This window comes from Azospirillum cavernae (genome assembly GCF_003590795.1).
Classification (GTDB): domain Bacteria; phylum Pseudomonadota; class Alphaproteobacteria; order Azospirillales; family Azospirillaceae; genus Azospirillum; species Azospirillum cavernae.
In genome coordinates, this window is sequence record NZ_QYUL01000002.1 from 1,414,565 (window position 1) to 1,430,193 (window position 15,629).

Genomic DNA, 15,629 nt, shown 5'->3' on the forward strand with positions numbered 1-15,629 from the left:
CGTGGTCACGGCTCGCCTCCCAGATAGACGGACTGGACGCGGGGGTCGGCGCGCACCGCGTCCGGCGGCCCTTCGGCGATGAGTTGGCCGCGATCCAGCACCAGCAGGCGGGTGGCGTGGCCGAACACCACGTCCATGTCATGCTCGGTGAACAGCACGGCCAACCCGCGTTCGCGCACCAGGGCGGCGGTCAAGGCCATCAGCTCCAGCCGTTCGGTCGGGGCCATTCCGGCGGTCGGCTCGTCCATCAACAGAATCTTTGGATCGCTGGCCAGCGCCATCGCCAGTTCGACCCGCTTCAGGTCGCCATAGGCCAGCACGCCGCAAGGGCGGTCGGCCTGCGCCGCCATGCCGACGCGGTCGAGCAGGGCCAGCGCCTCCGCGCGGAACTGGCGGGCCGCCGGTCGCCACAGGCCGAACAAGCGGCGGGCGCGCGACAGCAGAACCATCTGCACATTCTCCGCCACGCTCATCGAGGCGAAGGTCGCGGTGATCTGAAAGGTCCGTCCGACGCCCAGCGCCCAAATCCGGCGCGGCGGCAGCCCGACCAGATCGATTCCGTCCAGCCGGACGCTGCCCTGATCGGGGCGAAGCTGGCCGTTCAGCAGATTGAAGCAGGTGCTTTTCCCGGCGCCGTTCGGCCCAATCAGCGCCAGCAGGTCGCCCGACTCCAGCGTGAAGGACACGCCGCGCACCGCCTGCACGCCGCCAAAGCCGCGCCACAGATCGCGAACCTCCAGCCGACTCATGACCGCCCCCGCAGCCCGGCGAGGAAGCCGACAATCCCCTTGGGGAACAGCAGCACCAGCGCGACGATGACCAGCCCCAGCAGCAGCCGCCACCAATCGGTCGCCCGCATCACCTGGGTTTCCAGCAGATGGAACAGCGCGGCCCCGGCCAGCGGTCCGCTGACCGTCTGCACCCCGCCCATCAGCACCATGACCAGCGCGTCCACCGACGCTGGAACCGCCATCAGGGTGGGGAAGACGCTGCCCTTGGCGAAGGCGTACAAGCCCCCGGCCAGCCCCGCCGCCGATCCGGCCAGGGCGAAGGCGAACCATTGATGGCGCCGCACGTCGATGCCCACCGACTCGGCGCGCAAACTGGAATCCCGCCCGGCCCGCAGGGCGTAGCCGAAGGGGGCGAAGGCGGCGCGGCGCAGCAGCCCCAGCGCGCCCGCGCACAGACCCAGCGTCAGCCAGTAATAGACGGCCTTGCCGCTGGCCCAGCCGGACGGCCACACCCCCAAAACGCCGTTGTCGCCGCCGGTGAAGCCCGACCATTGGAAGGCGACCGACCAGGCGATTTGCGCGAAGGCCAAGGTCAGCATGGCGAAATACAGGCCCGACCGCCGCACGCAGAACCAGCCCGCCGCCAACGCGCCCAACCCGGCGACCAGCGGCGCGGCGGCCAGCGCCAGCGGCATCGGCGCGCCCAGATGCTTGACGAACAGCGCCGCGCCATAGGCGCCCAGGCCGAAATAGGCGGCGTGGCCGAAGGACACCAGCCCGCCCAACCCGATCAACAGATGCAGGCTGGCGGCGAACAGGGCGAGGATCACCGTTTCGGTCAGCAGGATGACGGCGTAATCCCCGGCGACCAGCGGCAGCGCCGCCAACAGGGCGAGCAGCCCCAGCGCGGCCCAGCCGACTCCGCGCCCGGCGACCATCGGCGGGGCGTGCGCGGCGGCGGCGCTGGGCGGCGCGTCCTCCGCCCGGCCCAACAGCCCGTGCGGGCGCAGGATCAACACCACCGCCATGAACAGGAACACCAGAACCAGGGTGATTTGCGGAAACACCAGAATGCCAAAGGCCTGCAACTGGCCGATCAACAGCGCGGCGAGGAAGGCCCCGGTCAGGCTGCCCATGCCGCCCACGACGACGACGACGAAGGCCTCGACGATGATGGCCATGTCCATGTGAAGATTCACCGCCTCGCGCGGGACTTGCAGCGCGCCGCCCAACCCGGCCAGCGCCGATCCGAGAAACAACACGCCGGTGAACAGCCGCGCCGGATCGACGCCCAACGCCGACGCCATGTCGCGGTCCTGCGTGGCGGCGCGGACCAGCACGCCCCAGCGGGTGCGGGTGAACAGCAGCCACAGCAGCGCCAGCACCAGCGGCCCCAACCCGATCAGCATCAGATCATAGAGCGGGAAGGGCTGGCCGAGGATCTCCACCGATCCCTTCAGCCCCGGCGCGCGGCGGCCCATCAGATCCTCCGGCCCCCAGATCCAGGCGACGGCGTCCTGCAGAATCAGCACCACGCCGAAGGTGCCCAGCAGTTGGAACAGCTCGGGCGAGCGGTACAGCCGCCGCAGCAAGCCGACCTCCATCACCGCCCCCAACGCCCCGGCGCCCAGCGCCGCCGCCGCGACGCTGGCCCAGAAACCGCCGACGGTCCCGCCGAACCGCTCGATCAACGACCAGCCGAGATAAGCCCCCAGCATGTAGAGCGAGCCATGGGCGAAATTGACGATCCGGGTGACGCCAAAAACGATGGTCAGCCCCGACGACACCAAAAACAACGTGGCCGCCGTGGCGAGTCCGCTGAGGGACTGGACGAGCAGGAATGACATGGGTCGTGTGGGGGCTTGCGGTGTTTGCGGCGCCCCCTCCCTAACCCTCCCCCGCGTCGCGGGAGAGGGGATGGACGCCGCTGTTCGGAAAGGCCCCCTCTCCCGCGCAGCGGGGGAGGGCTGGGGAGGGGGCCGGTGGCGCGCGCCCTTATTCCGCCGGGCGCAGCGCCCGCACGGCTTCGTCGCTTGGCAGATAGGCCGCGCCGTCGGCGTAGCGCCAGTTTTTCATCGTGCCGCGCCCGTCCTTCACCGTCGTCACCCCGACATAGGCGCCCATCGTCGCCTGATGGTCCGACGCGCGGAAGGTGATGGGGCCGAAGGGGCTGACGATGGACAGGCCGCTCAGCGCCGCCACCAGCTTTTCCGGGTCGGTCGAACCGGCCTTGTCCACGGCGGCGGCGATGGCCTTGAGCGTGCTGTAGCCGACGACCGAACCCTGGCGCGGCGCTTCCTTGAAACGCGCGCTGTAAGCGTCGCGGAAGGCCTTGTGTTCGGGCGTGTCGATCTGGTCCCAGGGGTAGCCGGTGACGATCCACCCCTCCGGCGCCTCGTCCTTCATCGGCTCCAGATATTCCGGCTCGCCGGTCAGCAGGCTGACGACCGCGCGGTTCTTGAACAGCCCGCGCCCTTCGCCCTCGCGGACGAATTTGGCGAGGTCGGCGCCGAAGGTGACGTTGAAGATCGCCTCCGGGTTGGAGGCGGCCAGCGCCTGAACGGTCGGTCCGGCCTCCAGCTTGCCTTGGGCGGGCCATTGTTCGGCGACGAACTCGACGTCGGGGCGTTTTTCCTTCAGCAACTGCTTGAACCACGTCACCGCCGACTGGCCATATTCGTAATTCGGCGCGACGGTGGCCCAGCGCTTGGCGGGCAGCTTCGCCGCCTCCTCCACCAGCATGGCGGCCTGCATGTAGGTGCTGGGGCGCAGACGGAAGCTGTAGCGGTTGCCCTTGCTCCAGGTGATGGCGTCGGTCAGCGGCTCGGCGGCGACGAAGGGGATTTTGTTGCGCGCGGCGAAATCGGCGACGGCCAGCCCGATGTGCGAGAAATAGGTCCCGGCCAGCAGATCGACCTTCTCGTTGCTCAGCAGCTCTTGCGCCACCCGAACGGCGTCGTCGGGCTTGCCCGCGTCGTCGCGCGAGACGACCTCCAGCTTGCGCCCGCCGAGCAGACCGCCCTTGGCGTTGATCTCCTCGACGGCGAGCTGCCAGCCCTGGCGGTAGGGAATTGTGAAGGCGGGAAGGCCGGTGTAGCTGTTGATCTCGCCGACTCGCACCGGGGGGGATTGGGGGGCCGATTGCGCGAAGGCCGGTTGGCTTCTGATCGGAAGGGCGGCGAACAGCGCGACGGCGCTGGCGCCCAGCAGCGAAAGGGTCTGGCGGCGGTTCATCATCGGCGGGCGTCCCGGCTTGGGGTGACGGTGAGCGAACGGTGGTCGGCCCCAGAACAAGTCCGGGTCAACCGCGCGCCCTGCGTTCATAGCAAACCCGGCGCAAAAGTCACCGCTTAGAACGCGCGCCCCGCCGTCACATCAACCGCTGAAGCAAATCCAGGAACTGCGCGCGCTCGTCCGGCGACAGCGGTTCCAGCGTGCGGTCGTGGGCGACCATGGCGTTGTGCATCCGCTCAACCACCAGGGACCGACCGATTCGCGTCAGCTCAACGCTCGTGCGGCGGCGGTCCTGCGGGTCGGGGTTGCGTTCCACCAGATTGCGCTCGACCAGCCGCAGGATGACGCCCTGCGTCGTCGCCGGGTCCATGTAGGTCAGGCGGCCCAACTGGTTCTGCGACAGGGCGCCTTCGCTGTGCAGCGTGGCCAAAGCGGCCCACTGGGTCGGCGTCAACTGCGTGTCGCCAATGCTGTCGAGGAAGATGGCCGACGCGCGCTGATGGGCGCGGCGAAGGCGATGATGCACCTGAACGGCCAATTGAAAGTCGTCGGGCGGCGGTCGGCCAATGTCGTCCATGAGCACACGAGAAGCAAAGCGCGTCCGCCTTCGCGCCGGGACGAAGGCAAGGCGGGACCGGAACACGCCGCCCGGCGGCGAAAAACGGCGGCGCGTTGACTCGCGCCTTGTCCGTCCTTCAGTGCGCTCCATTAGAGAACAGCGTAGGAAAGCAATGGAGCTGAGGCAACCTTCGCAGATGCGGCATAGGGCCACAGTGATGACGCCATTTTTGAAGCCGATCACAGAAAAATCGGCGCAAAATAAGGGGGAATCCTGATTGAATAGTCCGCAGTCTTTGTGCCGCGATTGCGAGACTCTGGCCCTTTGGCGGACCCTATGCTTTTCGCCATAGCGTACGCTGGTATGGTGCCTTGGTCGGAGCGAAGGACGGGCGACGTCGCAAAGGCGCCGTGGCGGCAATGGCGCCCGGACATGCGAAAGCCCCAGCGAAATCGCGCGGGGCTTGCTGGAACGATGGCGGTTCCATCGGAAAACTGGTGCCGGATACAGGAATCGAACCCGTGACCTTCTGATTACAAATCAGCTGCTCTACCAGCTGAGCTAATCCGGCGTCCGCAGCGGGGCGGAGGCGCACATTAGCGCCCCGTCGCGCCGGGAACAAGCGTTACGAGCGCAAACGCGCCACCTCGTACAGCGCGACCGCCGTGGCGTTCGACACGTTCAGGCTGCCGATCGGCCCCATGGTGGGCAGGCGGGCGATGGTGTCGCAGCGTTCCATGGTCAAACGACGCAGCCCGCTGCCCTCGGCGCCCATCACCAGAGCGGTCTTGCCGGTCAGGTTGAGCTGGGCCAGGGTCTGCTTGCCCGACTCGGCCAAGCCGACGCTCCAGAAGCCTGCCTGCTGAAGATCGGTCAGGGCGCGGGCGAGGTTGCCGACGCGAATCAGCGGCACGGACTCCAGCGCGCCCGACGCGCTTTTCGCCAGCACGCCCGTGGTTTCCGGGGCGTGACGCTCCGTCACCACCACGGCCTTGGCGCCGAAGGCCGACGCCGAACGCAGGATGGCCCCGACATTGTGCGGGTCGGTGACTTGATCCAGCACGACGATGACCGCCTGGGGCTGGTCGGCCAACTCGTTGCACAGATCGTCGATGTCCAACTCCGGCAGCGGGGCGGCGTCGATGGCGACGCCCTGGTGCACGGCGCCCGGCGGCAACATGCGGTCAAGGTCGGTTTTTTCGACCAAGGTCAGGCCGGGGCGGGTCAGTCCCGCCGTTCGCGCCGCGTTGATCGTTCCCTCCAGCGACGCGCGTCCAGCCTCGGTGGCGAGCAGGCGATGGACGCGCCGTTCCGGGTTCGCCCAGGCGGCGGCGACCGGGTGCAGGCCATAGAGCAGAACGCCCTGCGCCCCGCGCGGAGCGCCCGAGGATTTCCCCGTAGGGCGGCCGGAGGTCTGGGTGGAGGAAGAGGGTTTCGAGCGCGTCATGGGTCTCACAGGCGAGGGCAGGGGCGTGGTGGCGGCGGCGGCGCGGAAAAGGGCCGTTTCATTTTTTCTGGTGTGAACCCCTTTTTGTTTGTTGACAAGGGGCGAAAAATCGCGATAGTGCCGAACTCCGCGACGGGCGCAGCCTGGAGCGGAACGGAAGGGTGGCCGAGTGGTTAAAGGCAGCAGACTGTAAATCTGCCCGCGTAAGCGTACACTGGTTCAAATCCAGTCCCTTCCACCATTTACTTTCCACGGCTTGTCCGTGATCGTGTTGCCCCGGACGGTCGCGCCGGCGGGATGGCGAGGCGGGTGTAGCTCAATGGTAGAGCAGAAGCCTTCCAAGCTTACGACGGGGGTTCGATTCCCCTCACCCGCTCCAACCCGCGCGCGCCTCGGTACGAACGATCTCGGCCGGGCCATTGTGTGCGTCCGGAACGTCGGGAACGAAAGACCAAAGCGATGGCGAAGGCAAAGTTTGAGCGGAACAAGCCGCACTGCAACGTTGGCACGATCGGCCACGTCGACCACGGCAAGACGTCGCTGACGGCGGCGATCACGAAGGTGCTGGCGGAATCCGGCGGCGCGACCTTCACCGCTTACGACCAGATCGACAAGGCGCCGGAAGAGAAGGCGCGCGGCATCACGATCTCGACGGCGCACGTCGAGTATGAGACGGCCAACCGCCACTACGCGCACGTCGATTGCCCCGGCCACGCCGATTATGTGAAGAACATGATCACCGGCGCGGCGCAGATGGACGGTGCGATCCTGGTCGTGTCGGCGGCTGACGGCCCGATGCCGCAGACCCGCGAGCACATCCTGCTCGCCCGTCAGGTCGGCGTCCCGGCGCTGGTCGTGTTCATGAACAAGGTCGACATGGTCGACGACGAAGAGTTGCTGGAGCTGGTCGAGCTGGAAGTGCGCGAGCTGCTCTCGTCCTACCAGTTCCCGGGCGACGACATTCCGATCACCAAGGGTTCGGCGCTGTGCGCGCTGGAAAACCGCTCGCCGGAGATCGGTCACGACGCCGTCATCGCTCTGATGAAGACGGTTGACGAGTACATCCCGCAGCCGGAGCGTCCGGTTGACCGTCCGTTCCTGATGCCGATCGAAGACGTGTTCTCGATCTCGGGTCGTGGCACGGTGGTGACGGGTCGCGTCGAGCGCGGCATCGTCAAGGTCGGCGAGGAAGTCGAGATCGTCGGCCTGAAGGCCACGGTGAAGACGACCGTGACCGGCGTTGAAATGTTCCGCAAGCTGCTCGACTCCGGGCAAGCGGGCGACAACATCGGCGCGCTGCTGCGTGGCACGAAGCGTGAAGACGTCGAGCGTGGCCAGGTTCTGGCCAAGCCGGGTTCGATCACCCCGCACACGAAGTTCAAGGCCGAAGCCTACATCCTGACGAAGGAAGAGGGCGGTCGTCACACGCCGTTCTTCACCAACTACCGTCCGCAGTTCTATTTCCGCACGACCGACGTGACGGGCATGGTCTCGCTGCCGGAAGGCGTGGAGATGGTGATGCCGGGCGACAACGTCGCCATGGACGTCGAGCTGATCGCCCCGATCGCCATGGACGAAGGTCTGCGCTTCGCCATCCGCGAGGGTGGCCGCACCGTCGGCGCCGGCGTCGTCGCGTCGATCAGCAAGTAAGTCTGTTTGGGGTTCATCGCCCAAAGATGATGGTTGCATCGATCTTTGGGCGATGGTATAAGCCTGCCTCCCCCGTCGGACGGAAGCCCGGCGGGGGTTGGTTTTCAAGGCAGGTCAGGTTGGTGACGCTTCCGGTACAAAGCCTCGCTCTTCTTGGGGAGCAAGGTCGGACGGCGCTAGGAGTGTAGCTCAATTGGTAGAGCACCGGTCTCCAAAACCGGGGGTTGCGGGTTCGAGCCCCTCCACTCCTGCCATCCCGTCTCGATTGTGTTTAGGGTAGATGCGGCGCCCATACTGTCGCTACCGGAGCTCGCACGGTTCGCATGATGGCTAAAGTCAATCCCGCTGAATTTGCGCGCGAGGTCCGCCGCGAGGTTGCCAGAGTCACCTGGCCGACCCGCAAGGAGACCGGCATAACGACCGCCATGGTCTTCGTCATGGTGGTGCTCGCCGCCCTGTTCTTCCTCGTCGTCGATCAGGTGCTGGCGGTTGCCGTCCGCTTGATCCTTGGGCTGGGAGGCTAAGAGTATGGCTGCGCGCTGGTACGTTGTTCACGTCTATTCCGGCTTTGAGAAGAAGGTCTCGCAGGCGATCCGCGAGAAGGCCGCTCAAAAGGGTCTGGAAGACAAGTTCGAGGAAATCCTGGTTCCGACCGAGGAAATCGTCGAAGTGCGCCGTGGCGCCAAAATCAACACCGAGCGGAAGTTCTTCCCGGGCTATGTTCTGGTCAAGATGGACTTGACCGATGAATCCTGGTCGCTGGTGAAGAACACGCCGAAGGTCACGGATTTCCTGGGCGGTGGCGGCAAGCCGCAGCCGATTTCCCAGCGGGAAGCCGAGCGAATCATTCATCAGGTGCAGGAAGGCTTTGAGCGCCCGAAACCGTCGATCACCTTCGAGGTGGGCGAGCAGGTTCGCGTGAGCGACGGTCCCTTCACCTCCTTCAACGGCACGGTTGAGGAAGTCGACGAAGAGAAGTCCCGTCTCAAGGTGGCGGTGTCGATCTTCGGTCGGTCCACGCCGGTCGAGTTGGAGTACACGCAGGTCGAAAAGGTCTGAGTGTAAACCTCTGTCTTTCCCGGAGCTGCCGATGCTGTCGCATCGGTGGCTCCATTCTGTTGCGGAAGGCCCGCCATAGCCGCACCGCAAAACCCCGCGACGCCAAGCCGTTTCGCGAGGCGTCGTTTTAGGAGGTTGTCACATGGCGAAGAAGATCGTCGGTTACATCAAATTGCAGGTCCCGGCCGGCAAGGCGAATCCGTCGCCCCCCATCGGTCCGGCGCTGGGTCAGCGCGGCCTGAACATCATGGAATTCTGCAAGGCGTTCAACGCCAAGACGGCGGACCTGGAAGTCGGCATGCCGATTCCCGTGGTCATCACCGCCTTCGGCGACCGCACCTTCACGTTCGTGACCAAGACTCCCCCCGTCAGCTACTTCCTCAAGAAGGCGTCGGGCAAGGACAAGGGTTCGACGACCCCCGGCAAGGGCGGTTTCGTCGGCTCGGTCACGACCTCGCAGGTCCGTGAGATCGCCCAGAAGAAGATGGTCGATCTGAACGCGCACGACGTCGAAGCCGCCGCGACCATGATCGCCGGTTCCGCCCGCTCGATGGGCCTCGAAGTGGTGGAGGGCTGATCCGATGGCCAAGCTCGGCAAGCGTCTGACCGACGCCTACAAGAACGTCAATCGCGACTCCTTCTACAACCTCGAAGCCGCCGTCGCGCTGCTGAAGTCGTTGTCGAAGACCAAGTTCGACGAGACCATCGAAGTCGCCATGAACCTCGGCATTGATCCGCGCCACGCCGACCAGATGGTCCGTGGCGTGGTGAACCTGCCGAACGGCACCGGCAAGACCGTGCGCGTCGCCGTCTTCGCCCGTGGCGCGAAGGTGGACGAGGCTCTGGCCGCCGGCGCCGACGTGGTCGGCGGCGACGATCTGGCCGAAGCCATTTTGGGCGGCAAGATCGATTTCGACCGCTGCATCGCGTCCCCGGACATGATGGGCGTCGTCGGCAAGCTCGGCAAGGTGCTCGGCCCGCGCGGCCTGATGCCCAACCCGAAGCTCGGCACCGTGACTCCCGACGTCGCTGGCGCGGTCAAGGCCGCCAAGGCTGGCGCCGTGGAGTTCCGTGCGGAAAAGACCGGCATCGTTCACGCGGGCGTTGGCAAGGCGAGCTTCTCGGAAGAGGCGCTGGTCCAGAACATCCGCGCGTTCATCGACGCCATTGGTCGCGCCAAGCCGACCGGCGCCAAGGGTCAGTACATCGAGAAGGTCTCGCTGTCCTCGACCATGGGCCCCGGTCTGAAGGTCGATCTGGCCGCCGTCTCGACTCCGGTCAACGGCGCCTCGGCGTAAGTTTCTCTCTTTTGTCGTCAGCCTCCACCGTGGGGCTGACGACGATTGGTGATCGGCCTTCGGGTTGATCGCCGCCCCTGTCCGAGACCGCAGGTGCCAGAGCGCTTCGGCGCGATGGCTTAAAATTCACCGGCGCAGACGGGAGTTGAACCGTTGACCATTCTGGTGCGAACCAGGGCAGGAACGGCTTGAACTTCTGGGACAGGTTCGCCGGAGCTTAAGCCCCTCAAGGGTTTCGGCTCCATGTACACCTCTGTGCAAGGAGGCGATCCGTGGATCGTACACAAAAAGAAGCGGCGATCGCGGACCTGCAATCGAAGCTCCAGGACAAGGGTCTCGTGGTGGTCGCCCACCATCTGGGCCTGACGGTGAAAGAAGTCACCGACCTGCGTGCGAAGGTTCGGGCCGCTGGCGCCGGCTTCAAAGTGACGAAGAACCGGCTCGCCCGTCGCGCCCTTCAGGGTACGCAGTTCGAAGGTCTGGACGGTCTCTTCAAGGGACCGACGGCGATCGCCTTCTCGAAGGATCCGGTTGCAGCGGCGAAGGTTATCGCCGACTACGCCAAGACCAACGAGAAGCTCAAGATCGTCGGCGCCAGCCTCGGCAGCCAGATTCTGGACGCTGAGGGGGTCAAGGCCCTCGCCGCGCTCCCGTCGCTGGACGAACTGCGTGGCCGACTCGTGGGCATGATCCAGACCCCGGCGACTCGCATCGCTGGCGTTCTCCAAGCTCCGGGCGGCCAGGTCGCTCGCGTGCTTGCGGCCTACGCGAAGAAGGACGAGGCGGCCTGAGCCGTTTAGTCACTCGATTTCTATCATCCCAGAACATCAAGTCGTTGGAGTAGTAACATGGCTGATCTGCAGAAGCTCGTCGACGATCTGTCGGCCCTGACCGTCCTCGAAGCCGCCGAGCTGTCGAAGCTGCTGGAAGAGAAGTGGGGCGTCTCCGCCGCCGCTCCGGTGGCCGTCGCCGCCGCTGGTCCGGCCGCCGCCGCCGCCCCGGTTGAAGAGCAGACCGAGTTCAACGTGATCCTCACCGATGCCGGCGAGAAGAAGATCAACGTCATTAAGGAAGTCCGCGCCATCACCGGCCTGGGTCTGAAGGAAGCCAAGGACCTGGTCGAAGGCGCTCCGAAGGCCGTCAAGGAAGGCGCGACGAAGGACGAAGCCGCCAAGATCAAGAAGCAGCTTGAAGACGCCGGCGCCAAGGTCGATATTAAGTAAGACCTTGTTGCGTTACGGATCATACAGTTCCGCGCCGGACGGCGGCCAGTCCCCCAGGGGGCTTGCCGCCGCACGGCGTTTTCTGCCTTTCACCGGACCGGGGTTTCCCGGCCCGGCTCTTTCCGTCCCAATTTTCGGGACGGCCCGCGCGGTCGTCCGTACGGTCGGTTGAACGGTCGGTTGAGCGCATCACGTAGCAGACGTTTGGGGACATCCATGGCCAAATCCTTTACGGGTCGTAAACGTGTTCGGAAGAGCTTCGGGCGCATCCCGGAAGTCACCCAGATGCCAAACCTCATCGAGGTGCAGCGCAGCTCCTACGATCACTTCCTGCAAATGGACATCGCCCCGGAAAAGCGGGCGAATCTGGGCCTTCAGGAAGTGTTCAAGTCGGTTTTCCCGATTAAGGACTTTTCCGATCGCGCTGTGCTCGACTTTGTGAAGTATGAGCTTGAGCAGCCGAAATATGACGTCGAGGAATGCCAGCAACGCGGCATGACCTTCGCCGCTCCGCTGAAAGTGACGCTGCGCCTGTCGGTCTTCGACATCGAAGAAGACACCGGGCTGCGCTCCATCCGCGACATCAAGGAGCAGGACGTCTACATGGGCGACATGCCCCTGATGACGGCCAACGGCACCTTTGTCATCAACGGCACCGAGCGCGTCATCGTCTCGCAGATGCACCGTTCGCCGGGCGTCTTCTTTGACCATGACAAGGGCAAGACCCATTCGTCGGGCAAATATCTGTTCGCCGCCCGCGTCATCCCCTATCGCGGCTCCTGGCTGGACTTCGAGTTCGACGCCAAGGACATGGTCTATGTCCGCATCGACCGTCGCCGCAAGCTGCCCGCCACGACTCTGCTCTTCGCCCTTGACGGCGCGGAGACTGCGGCGCTGCGCGCCCAGCGCAAGGCCAACCGCAAGGACCTGCTGCCTTACGAGGCGCAGGGCATGTCGAAGGAAGAGATCCTCAACTACTTCTACGAGACGATCACCTACACGCGCGCGTCGGGCGGCTGGAAGACTCCGTTCAACGTCGACCGCATGAAGGGCGTGAAGCTCGTCTCCGATCTGATCGACGCCGCCACCGGCGCGGTCGTCGCCGAGGCTGGCACGAAGATGACGCCGCGCGTCATCAAGAAGCTGGTCGAAGGCGGCCTGACCGAACAGCAGGTTTCGACCGAAGAGCTGACGGGCCGCTATCTGGCGGTGGACATCATCAATGAGCGCACCGGCGAGGTGTTGTTCGAGGCGGGCGACGAGCTGTCGGTCAGCGATCTCGACAAGCTGGAAAAGACCGGCGTCGATGAGCTGCCGGTGCTGGCGATCGATCATCTGAACATCGGCGCCTACATCCGCAACACGATGAACGCCGACCGCAACGCCAGCCGCGAAGACGCGCTGATCGACATCTACCGCGTCATGCGTCCAGGCGAGCCGCCGACTCTCGAGTCGGCCGAGGCGCTGTTCTCCGGTCTGTTCTTCGACAGCGAGCGTTACGATCTGTCGGCGGTGGGCCGCGTCAAGATGAACGCGCGCCTGAACTTCAAGACCGACGACCAGATGCGCGTGCTCCGCAAGGAGGACATTCTGGAGATCCTGAAGGTTCTGGTGAACCTGAAGGACGGTCGCGGCGAAATCGACGACATCGACCATCTTGGCAACCGCCGCGTTCGCTCGGTCGGCGAGTTGATGGAGAACCAGTACCGCGTCGGCCTGCTGCGCATGGAGCGCGCGATCCGCGAGCGCATGTCGTCGGTTGAGATCGACACGGTGATGCCGCACGATCTCATCAACGCCAAGCCCGCCGCCGCCGCCGTCCGCGAGTTCTTCGGCTCCTCGCAGCTCTCGCAGTTCATGGATCAGACCAACCCGCTGTCCGAGATCACGCACAAGCGTCGTCTCTCGGCGCTCGGGCCGGGCGGTCTGACTCGCGAGCGCGCGGGCTTTGAAGTCCGCGACGTGCATCCCACGCATTATGGCCGCATCTGCCCGATTGAGACGCCGGAAGGCCCGAACATCGGTCTCATCAACTCGCTGGCGACCTACGCCCGCGTGAACCAGTACGGCTTCATCGAAAGCCCCTACCGCAAGGTCATCGACAGCCGCGTCACCAACGAGGTGGTGTATCTGTCGGCGATGGAGGAGGGTCGCTACGTCGTCGCCCAGGCCAACGCCGAGTTGACGGCGAACAACAGCTTCGCCAACGACCTCGTGTCGTGCCGTCAGGGCGGCGAATATCTGATGTTCCGCCCGGAAGCCATCGACCTGATCGACGTGTCGCCCAAGCAGTTGGTGTCGGTCGCCGCCGCGCTCATCCCGTTCCTGGAGAACGACGACGCGAACCGCGCGCTGATGGGATCCAACATGCAGCGTCAGGCGGTGCCGTTGGTGAAGGCCGACGCCCCGCTGGTCGGCACCGGCATGGAAGCGACGGTGGCCCGCGACAGCGGCGTGACCATCGTGGCCAAGCGCTCGGGCATCATTGACCAGATCGACGCGACCCGCATCGTCGTCCGCGCCACCGACAGCTCCGACAGCACGGCGCCGGGCGTGGACATCTACAATCTGTTGAAGTTCCAACGCTCCAACCAGAACACCTGCATCACCCAGCGCCCGCTGGTGAAGGTCGGTGATCGGGTGAAGGCGGGCGACATTGTCGCCGACGGTCCTTCGACCGATCTGGGCGAGTTGGCGTTGGGCCGGAACGTGCTCGTCGCGTTCATGCCGTGGAACGGCTACAACTTCGAGGATTCGATCCTCATCAACGAGCGCATCGTCAAGGACGACGTCTTCACCTCGATCCACATCGAAGAGTTCGAGGTCATGGCCCGCGACACCAAGCTGGGCCAAGAGGAAATCACCCGGGACATTCCCAACGTCGGTGAAGAAGCCCTCAAGAACCTCGACGAGGCCGGCATCGTCTACATCGGCGCCGAAGTCCGTCCGGGCGACATTCTGGTCGGCAAGGTGACGCCGAAGGGCGAAAGCCCGATGACGCCGGAAGAAAAACTGCTGCGCGCCATCTTCGGCGAAAAGGCCTCGGACGTCCGCGACACCTCGCTGCGCCTGCCGCCGGGCGTCGTCGGCACCATCGTCGAGGTCCGCGTCTTCAGCCGTCGCGGCGTTGACAAGGACGAGCGCGCTCTGGCCATTGAGCGGGCCGAGATCGAGAAGCTGGCCAAGGACCGCGACGACGAGCGTGGCATTCTGGAGCGCAGCTTCTACACCCGCCTGAAGGAAGTGCTGATCGGCCAGACCGCGCAGGCGGGGCCGAAGGGCATGAAGGGCGGCACGGTCTTGACCGACGAGGTTTTGGGCGGCTTGTCGCGCGGCCTGTGGCGCCAGATCTCCATCGCCGACGAAACGGTGATGGAGAATGTCGAGAACCTGGCCAAGGTGTTCGACGACTCGATCAAGGCCCTTCAGGACCGCTTCGAGAACAAGGTCGACAAGCTCCAGCGCGGCGACGAGCTGCCGCCGGGCGTGATGAAGATGGTCAAGGTGTTCGTCGCGGTGAAGCGCAAGCTGCAACCGGGCGACAAGATGGCCGGTCGTCACGGCAACAAGGGCGTCGTCTCGCGGATCATCCCGCAAGAAGACATGCCCTATCTGGAAGACGGCACCCCGGTCGATCTCGTGCTGAACCCGCTGGGCGTGCCCTCGCGCATGAACGTTGGTCAGATTCTCGAGACGCATCTGGGTTGGGCGGCGTCCGGTCTCGGCAAGCAGATTGGCCGGGCGGTCGATCAGTATCGTCTCGCCATTCGCCAGAAGGCGGACGGCGGGACTCAACTGGAGGCCCTGCGCGGCACGCTGAAGAACTCCTACGGCGAGGCGACCTACGCCGAGGACATCGCCGACATGACGGACGCCGAGATTCTCGAGCTGTCCGGCAACCTGCGCAAGGGCGTGCCCTTCGCGACGCCGGTCTTCGACGGCGCCCGCGAGGAGGACATCTGCGTCCAACTGGAGCGCGCCGGTTTTGATCGGTCGGGCCAGTCGACGCTGACCGACGGGCGCACCGGCGAGACCTTCGACCGCAAGGTCACGGTCGGCTACATCTACATGCTGAAGCTGCACCACTTGGTCGACGACAAGATCCACGCGCGCTCCATCGGCCCCTACTCGCTGGTCACGCAACAGCCGTTGGGCGGCAAGGCCCAGTTCGGCGGTCAGCGCTTCGGTGAGATGGAAGTGTGGGCGCTGGAAGCGTATGGCGCCGCCTACACGCTCCAGGAAATGCTGACGGTGAAGTCGGACGACGTGTCCGGCCGCACCAAGGTCTACGAGGCCATCGTCCGTGGCGACGACAACTTCGAGGCGGGCATTCCGGAGTCGTTCAACGTGCTGGTCAAGGAGCTGCGCTCGCTCGGCCTGAACGTTGAGCTGAATCAGCGGGCCTACTGAGTCTGACCTTGTGACCAA

Annotated in this window: 13 protein-coding genes and 4 tRNA genes; 11 read left to right on the plus strand and 6 right to left on the minus strand. The window is 65.3% G+C overall.

The window, feature by feature from the left end; all coding sequences use genetic code 11:
• Nucleotides 1-5: 5 nt before the first annotated feature.
• The 6 genes from D3877_RS18080 to rlmB form a co-directional block, all read right to left on the minus strand.
• Nucleotides 6-749: an ABC transporter ATP-binding protein gene (locus D3877_RS18080; protein ID WP_119832074.1), complete on the minus strand. Its 744-nt coding sequence runs from the start codon at nucleotides 747-749 to the stop codon at nucleotides 6-8.
• On the minus strand, nucleotides 746-2,578 hold the full coding sequence (locus D3877_RS18085; protein ID WP_119832075.1) for an ABC transporter permease: 1,833 nt from the start codon (nucleotides 2,576-2,578) through the stop codon (nucleotides 746-748). The genes D3877_RS18080 and D3877_RS18085 overlap by 4 nt, the downstream gene beginning before the upstream one ends.
• A 148-nt stretch (nucleotides 2,579-2,726) precedes the next feature.
• Nucleotides 2,727-3,968, minus strand: coding sequence for an ABC transporter substrate-binding protein (locus D3877_RS18090; protein WP_420796903.1), 1,242 nt, complete (start codon nucleotides 3,966-3,968; stop codon nucleotides 2,727-2,729).
• Between the two features lie 133 nt (nucleotides 3,969-4,101).
• Nucleotides 4,102-4,542: a MarR family winged helix-turn-helix transcriptional regulator gene (locus tag D3877_RS18095; RefSeq protein WP_119832076.1), complete on the minus strand. Its 441-nt coding sequence runs from the start codon at nucleotides 4,540-4,542 to the stop codon at nucleotides 4,102-4,104.
• Nucleotides 4,543-5,019: 477 nt separating this feature from the next.
• A tRNA-Thr gene (locus D3877_RS18100) sits at nucleotides 5,020-5,095 on the minus strand.
• 54 nt (nucleotides 5,096-5,149) lie between these two features.
• The gene (gene rlmB, locus D3877_RS18105) at nucleotides 5,150-5,971 is read right to left on the minus strand and encodes a 23S rRNA (guanosine(2251)-2'-O)-methyltransferase RlmB (protein WP_119832077.1); all 822 of its coding nucleotides are present in this window, start codon (nucleotides 5,969-5,971) and stop codon (nucleotides 5,150-5,152) included.
• A 155-nt stretch (nucleotides 5,972-6,126) separates the two neighbouring features.
• Here rlmB and D3877_RS18110 point away from each other — a divergent pair.
• The 11 genes from D3877_RS18110 (at nucleotide 6,127) to rpoB (ending at nucleotide 15,611) form a co-directional block, all read left to right on the plus strand.
• Nucleotides 6,127-6,212, plus strand: a tRNA-Tyr gene (locus D3877_RS18110).
• Between the two features lie 64 nt (nucleotides 6,213-6,276).
• Nucleotides 6,277-6,350, plus strand: a tRNA-Gly gene (locus D3877_RS18115).
• Between the two features lie 80 nt (nucleotides 6,351-6,430).
• Nucleotides 6,431-7,621 carry an elongation factor Tu gene (gene tuf / locus D3877_RS18120; protein WP_119832078.1) on the plus strand — a complete coding sequence of 397 codons (1,191 nt, stop codon included), beginning with the start codon at nucleotides 6,431-6,433 and terminating at the stop codon, nucleotides 7,619-7,621.
• 178 nt (nucleotides 7,622-7,799) lie between these two features.
• Nucleotides 7,800-7,875: transfer RNA gene (locus D3877_RS18125), tRNA-Trp, on the plus strand.
• Nucleotides 7,876-7,947: 72 nt separating this feature from the next.
• On the plus strand, nucleotides 7,948-8,145 hold the full coding sequence (gene secE / locus D3877_RS18130) for a preprotein translocase subunit SecE (RefSeq protein ID WP_014246876.1): 198 nt from the start codon (nucleotides 7,948-7,950) through the stop codon (nucleotides 8,143-8,145).
• 4 nt (nucleotides 8,146-8,149) lie between these two features.
• Nucleotides 8,150-8,680 carry a transcription termination/antitermination protein NusG gene (gene nusG, locus D3877_RS18135; protein WP_119832079.1) on the plus strand — a complete coding sequence of 177 codons (531 nt, stop codon included), beginning with the start codon at nucleotides 8,150-8,152 and terminating at the stop codon, nucleotides 8,678-8,680.
• 142 nt (nucleotides 8,681-8,822) lie between these two features.
• Nucleotides 8,823-9,257: a 50S ribosomal protein L11 gene (gene rplK, locus D3877_RS18140; protein WP_119832080.1), complete on the plus strand. Its 435-nt coding sequence runs from the start codon at nucleotides 8,823-8,825 to the stop codon at nucleotides 9,255-9,257.
• Nucleotides 9,258-9,261: 4 nt separating this feature from the next.
• A complete protein-coding gene (rplA, locus tag D3877_RS18145) occupies nucleotides 9,262-9,978 on the plus strand; it encodes a 50S ribosomal protein L1 (RefSeq protein ID WP_119832081.1) in 717 nt (238 codons plus the stop codon).
• Between the two features lie 272 nt (nucleotides 9,979-10,250).
• Entirely contained in the window at nucleotides 10,251-10,769 is a 519-nt protein-coding gene (rplJ, locus tag D3877_RS18150; RefSeq protein ID WP_119832082.1) for a 50S ribosomal protein L10, read from the plus strand.
• A gap of 57 nt (nucleotides 10,770-10,826) precedes the next feature.
• Entirely contained in the window at nucleotides 10,827-11,201 is a 375-nt protein-coding gene (gene rplL, locus D3877_RS18155) for a 50S ribosomal protein L7/L12 (protein ID WP_119832083.1), read from the plus strand.
• A gap of 216 nt (nucleotides 11,202-11,417) precedes the next feature.
• A complete protein-coding gene (gene rpoB, locus D3877_RS18160) occupies nucleotides 11,418-15,611 on the plus strand; it encodes a DNA-directed RNA polymerase subunit beta (RefSeq protein WP_119832084.1) in 4,194 nt (1,397 codons plus the stop codon).
• The last annotated feature ends 18 nt before the right edge of the window (nucleotides 15,612-15,629 follow it).

Excerpts from the sequence above, each read along its gene's own strand:
- rplK (WP_119832080.1), top strand. The coding sequence starts at position 8,823 with ATGGCGAAGAAGATCGTCGGTTACATCAAATTGCAGGTCCCGGCCGGC.
- rlmB (WP_119832077.1), bottom strand. The coding sequence starts at position 5,971 with ATGACGCGCTCGAAACCCTCTTCCTCCACCCAGACCTCCGGCCGCCCT.
- nusG (WP_119832079.1), top strand. The coding sequence starts at position 8,150 with ATGGCTGCGCGCTGGTACGTTGTTCACGTCTATTCCGGCTTTGAGAAG.
- D3877_RS18080 (WP_119832074.1), bottom strand. The coding sequence starts at position 749 with ATGAGTCGGCTGGAGGTTCGCGATCTGTGGCGCGGCTTTGGCGGCGTG.
- D3877_RS18085 (WP_119832075.1), bottom strand. The coding sequence starts at position 2,578 with ATGTCATTCCTGCTCGTCCAGTCCCTCAGCGGACTCGCCACGGCGGCC.
- rpoB (WP_119832084.1), top strand. The coding sequence starts at position 11,418 with ATGGCCAAATCCTTTACGGGTCGTAAACGTGTTCGGAAGAGCTTCGGG.
- D3877_RS18090 (WP_420796903.1), bottom strand. The coding sequence starts at position 3,968 with ATGATGAACCGCCGCCAGACCCTTTCGCTGCTGGGCGCCAGCGCCGTC.
- D3877_RS18095 (WP_119832076.1), bottom strand. The coding sequence starts at position 4,542 with ATGGACGACATTGGCCGACCGCCGCCCGACGACTTTCAATTGGCCGTT.
- rplA (WP_119832081.1), top strand. The coding sequence starts at position 9,262 with ATGGCCAAGCTCGGCAAGCGTCTGACCGACGCCTACAAGAACGTCAAT.
- rplL (WP_119832083.1), top strand. The coding sequence starts at position 10,827 with ATGGCTGATCTGCAGAAGCTCGTCGACGATCTGTCGGCCCTGACCGTC.
- tuf (WP_119832078.1), top strand. The coding sequence starts at position 6,431 with ATGGCGAAGGCAAAGTTTGAGCGGAACAAGCCGCACTGCAACGTTGGC.
- secE (WP_014246876.1), top strand. The coding sequence starts at position 7,948 with ATGGCTAAAGTCAATCCCGCTGAATTTGCGCGCGAGGTCCGCCGCGAG.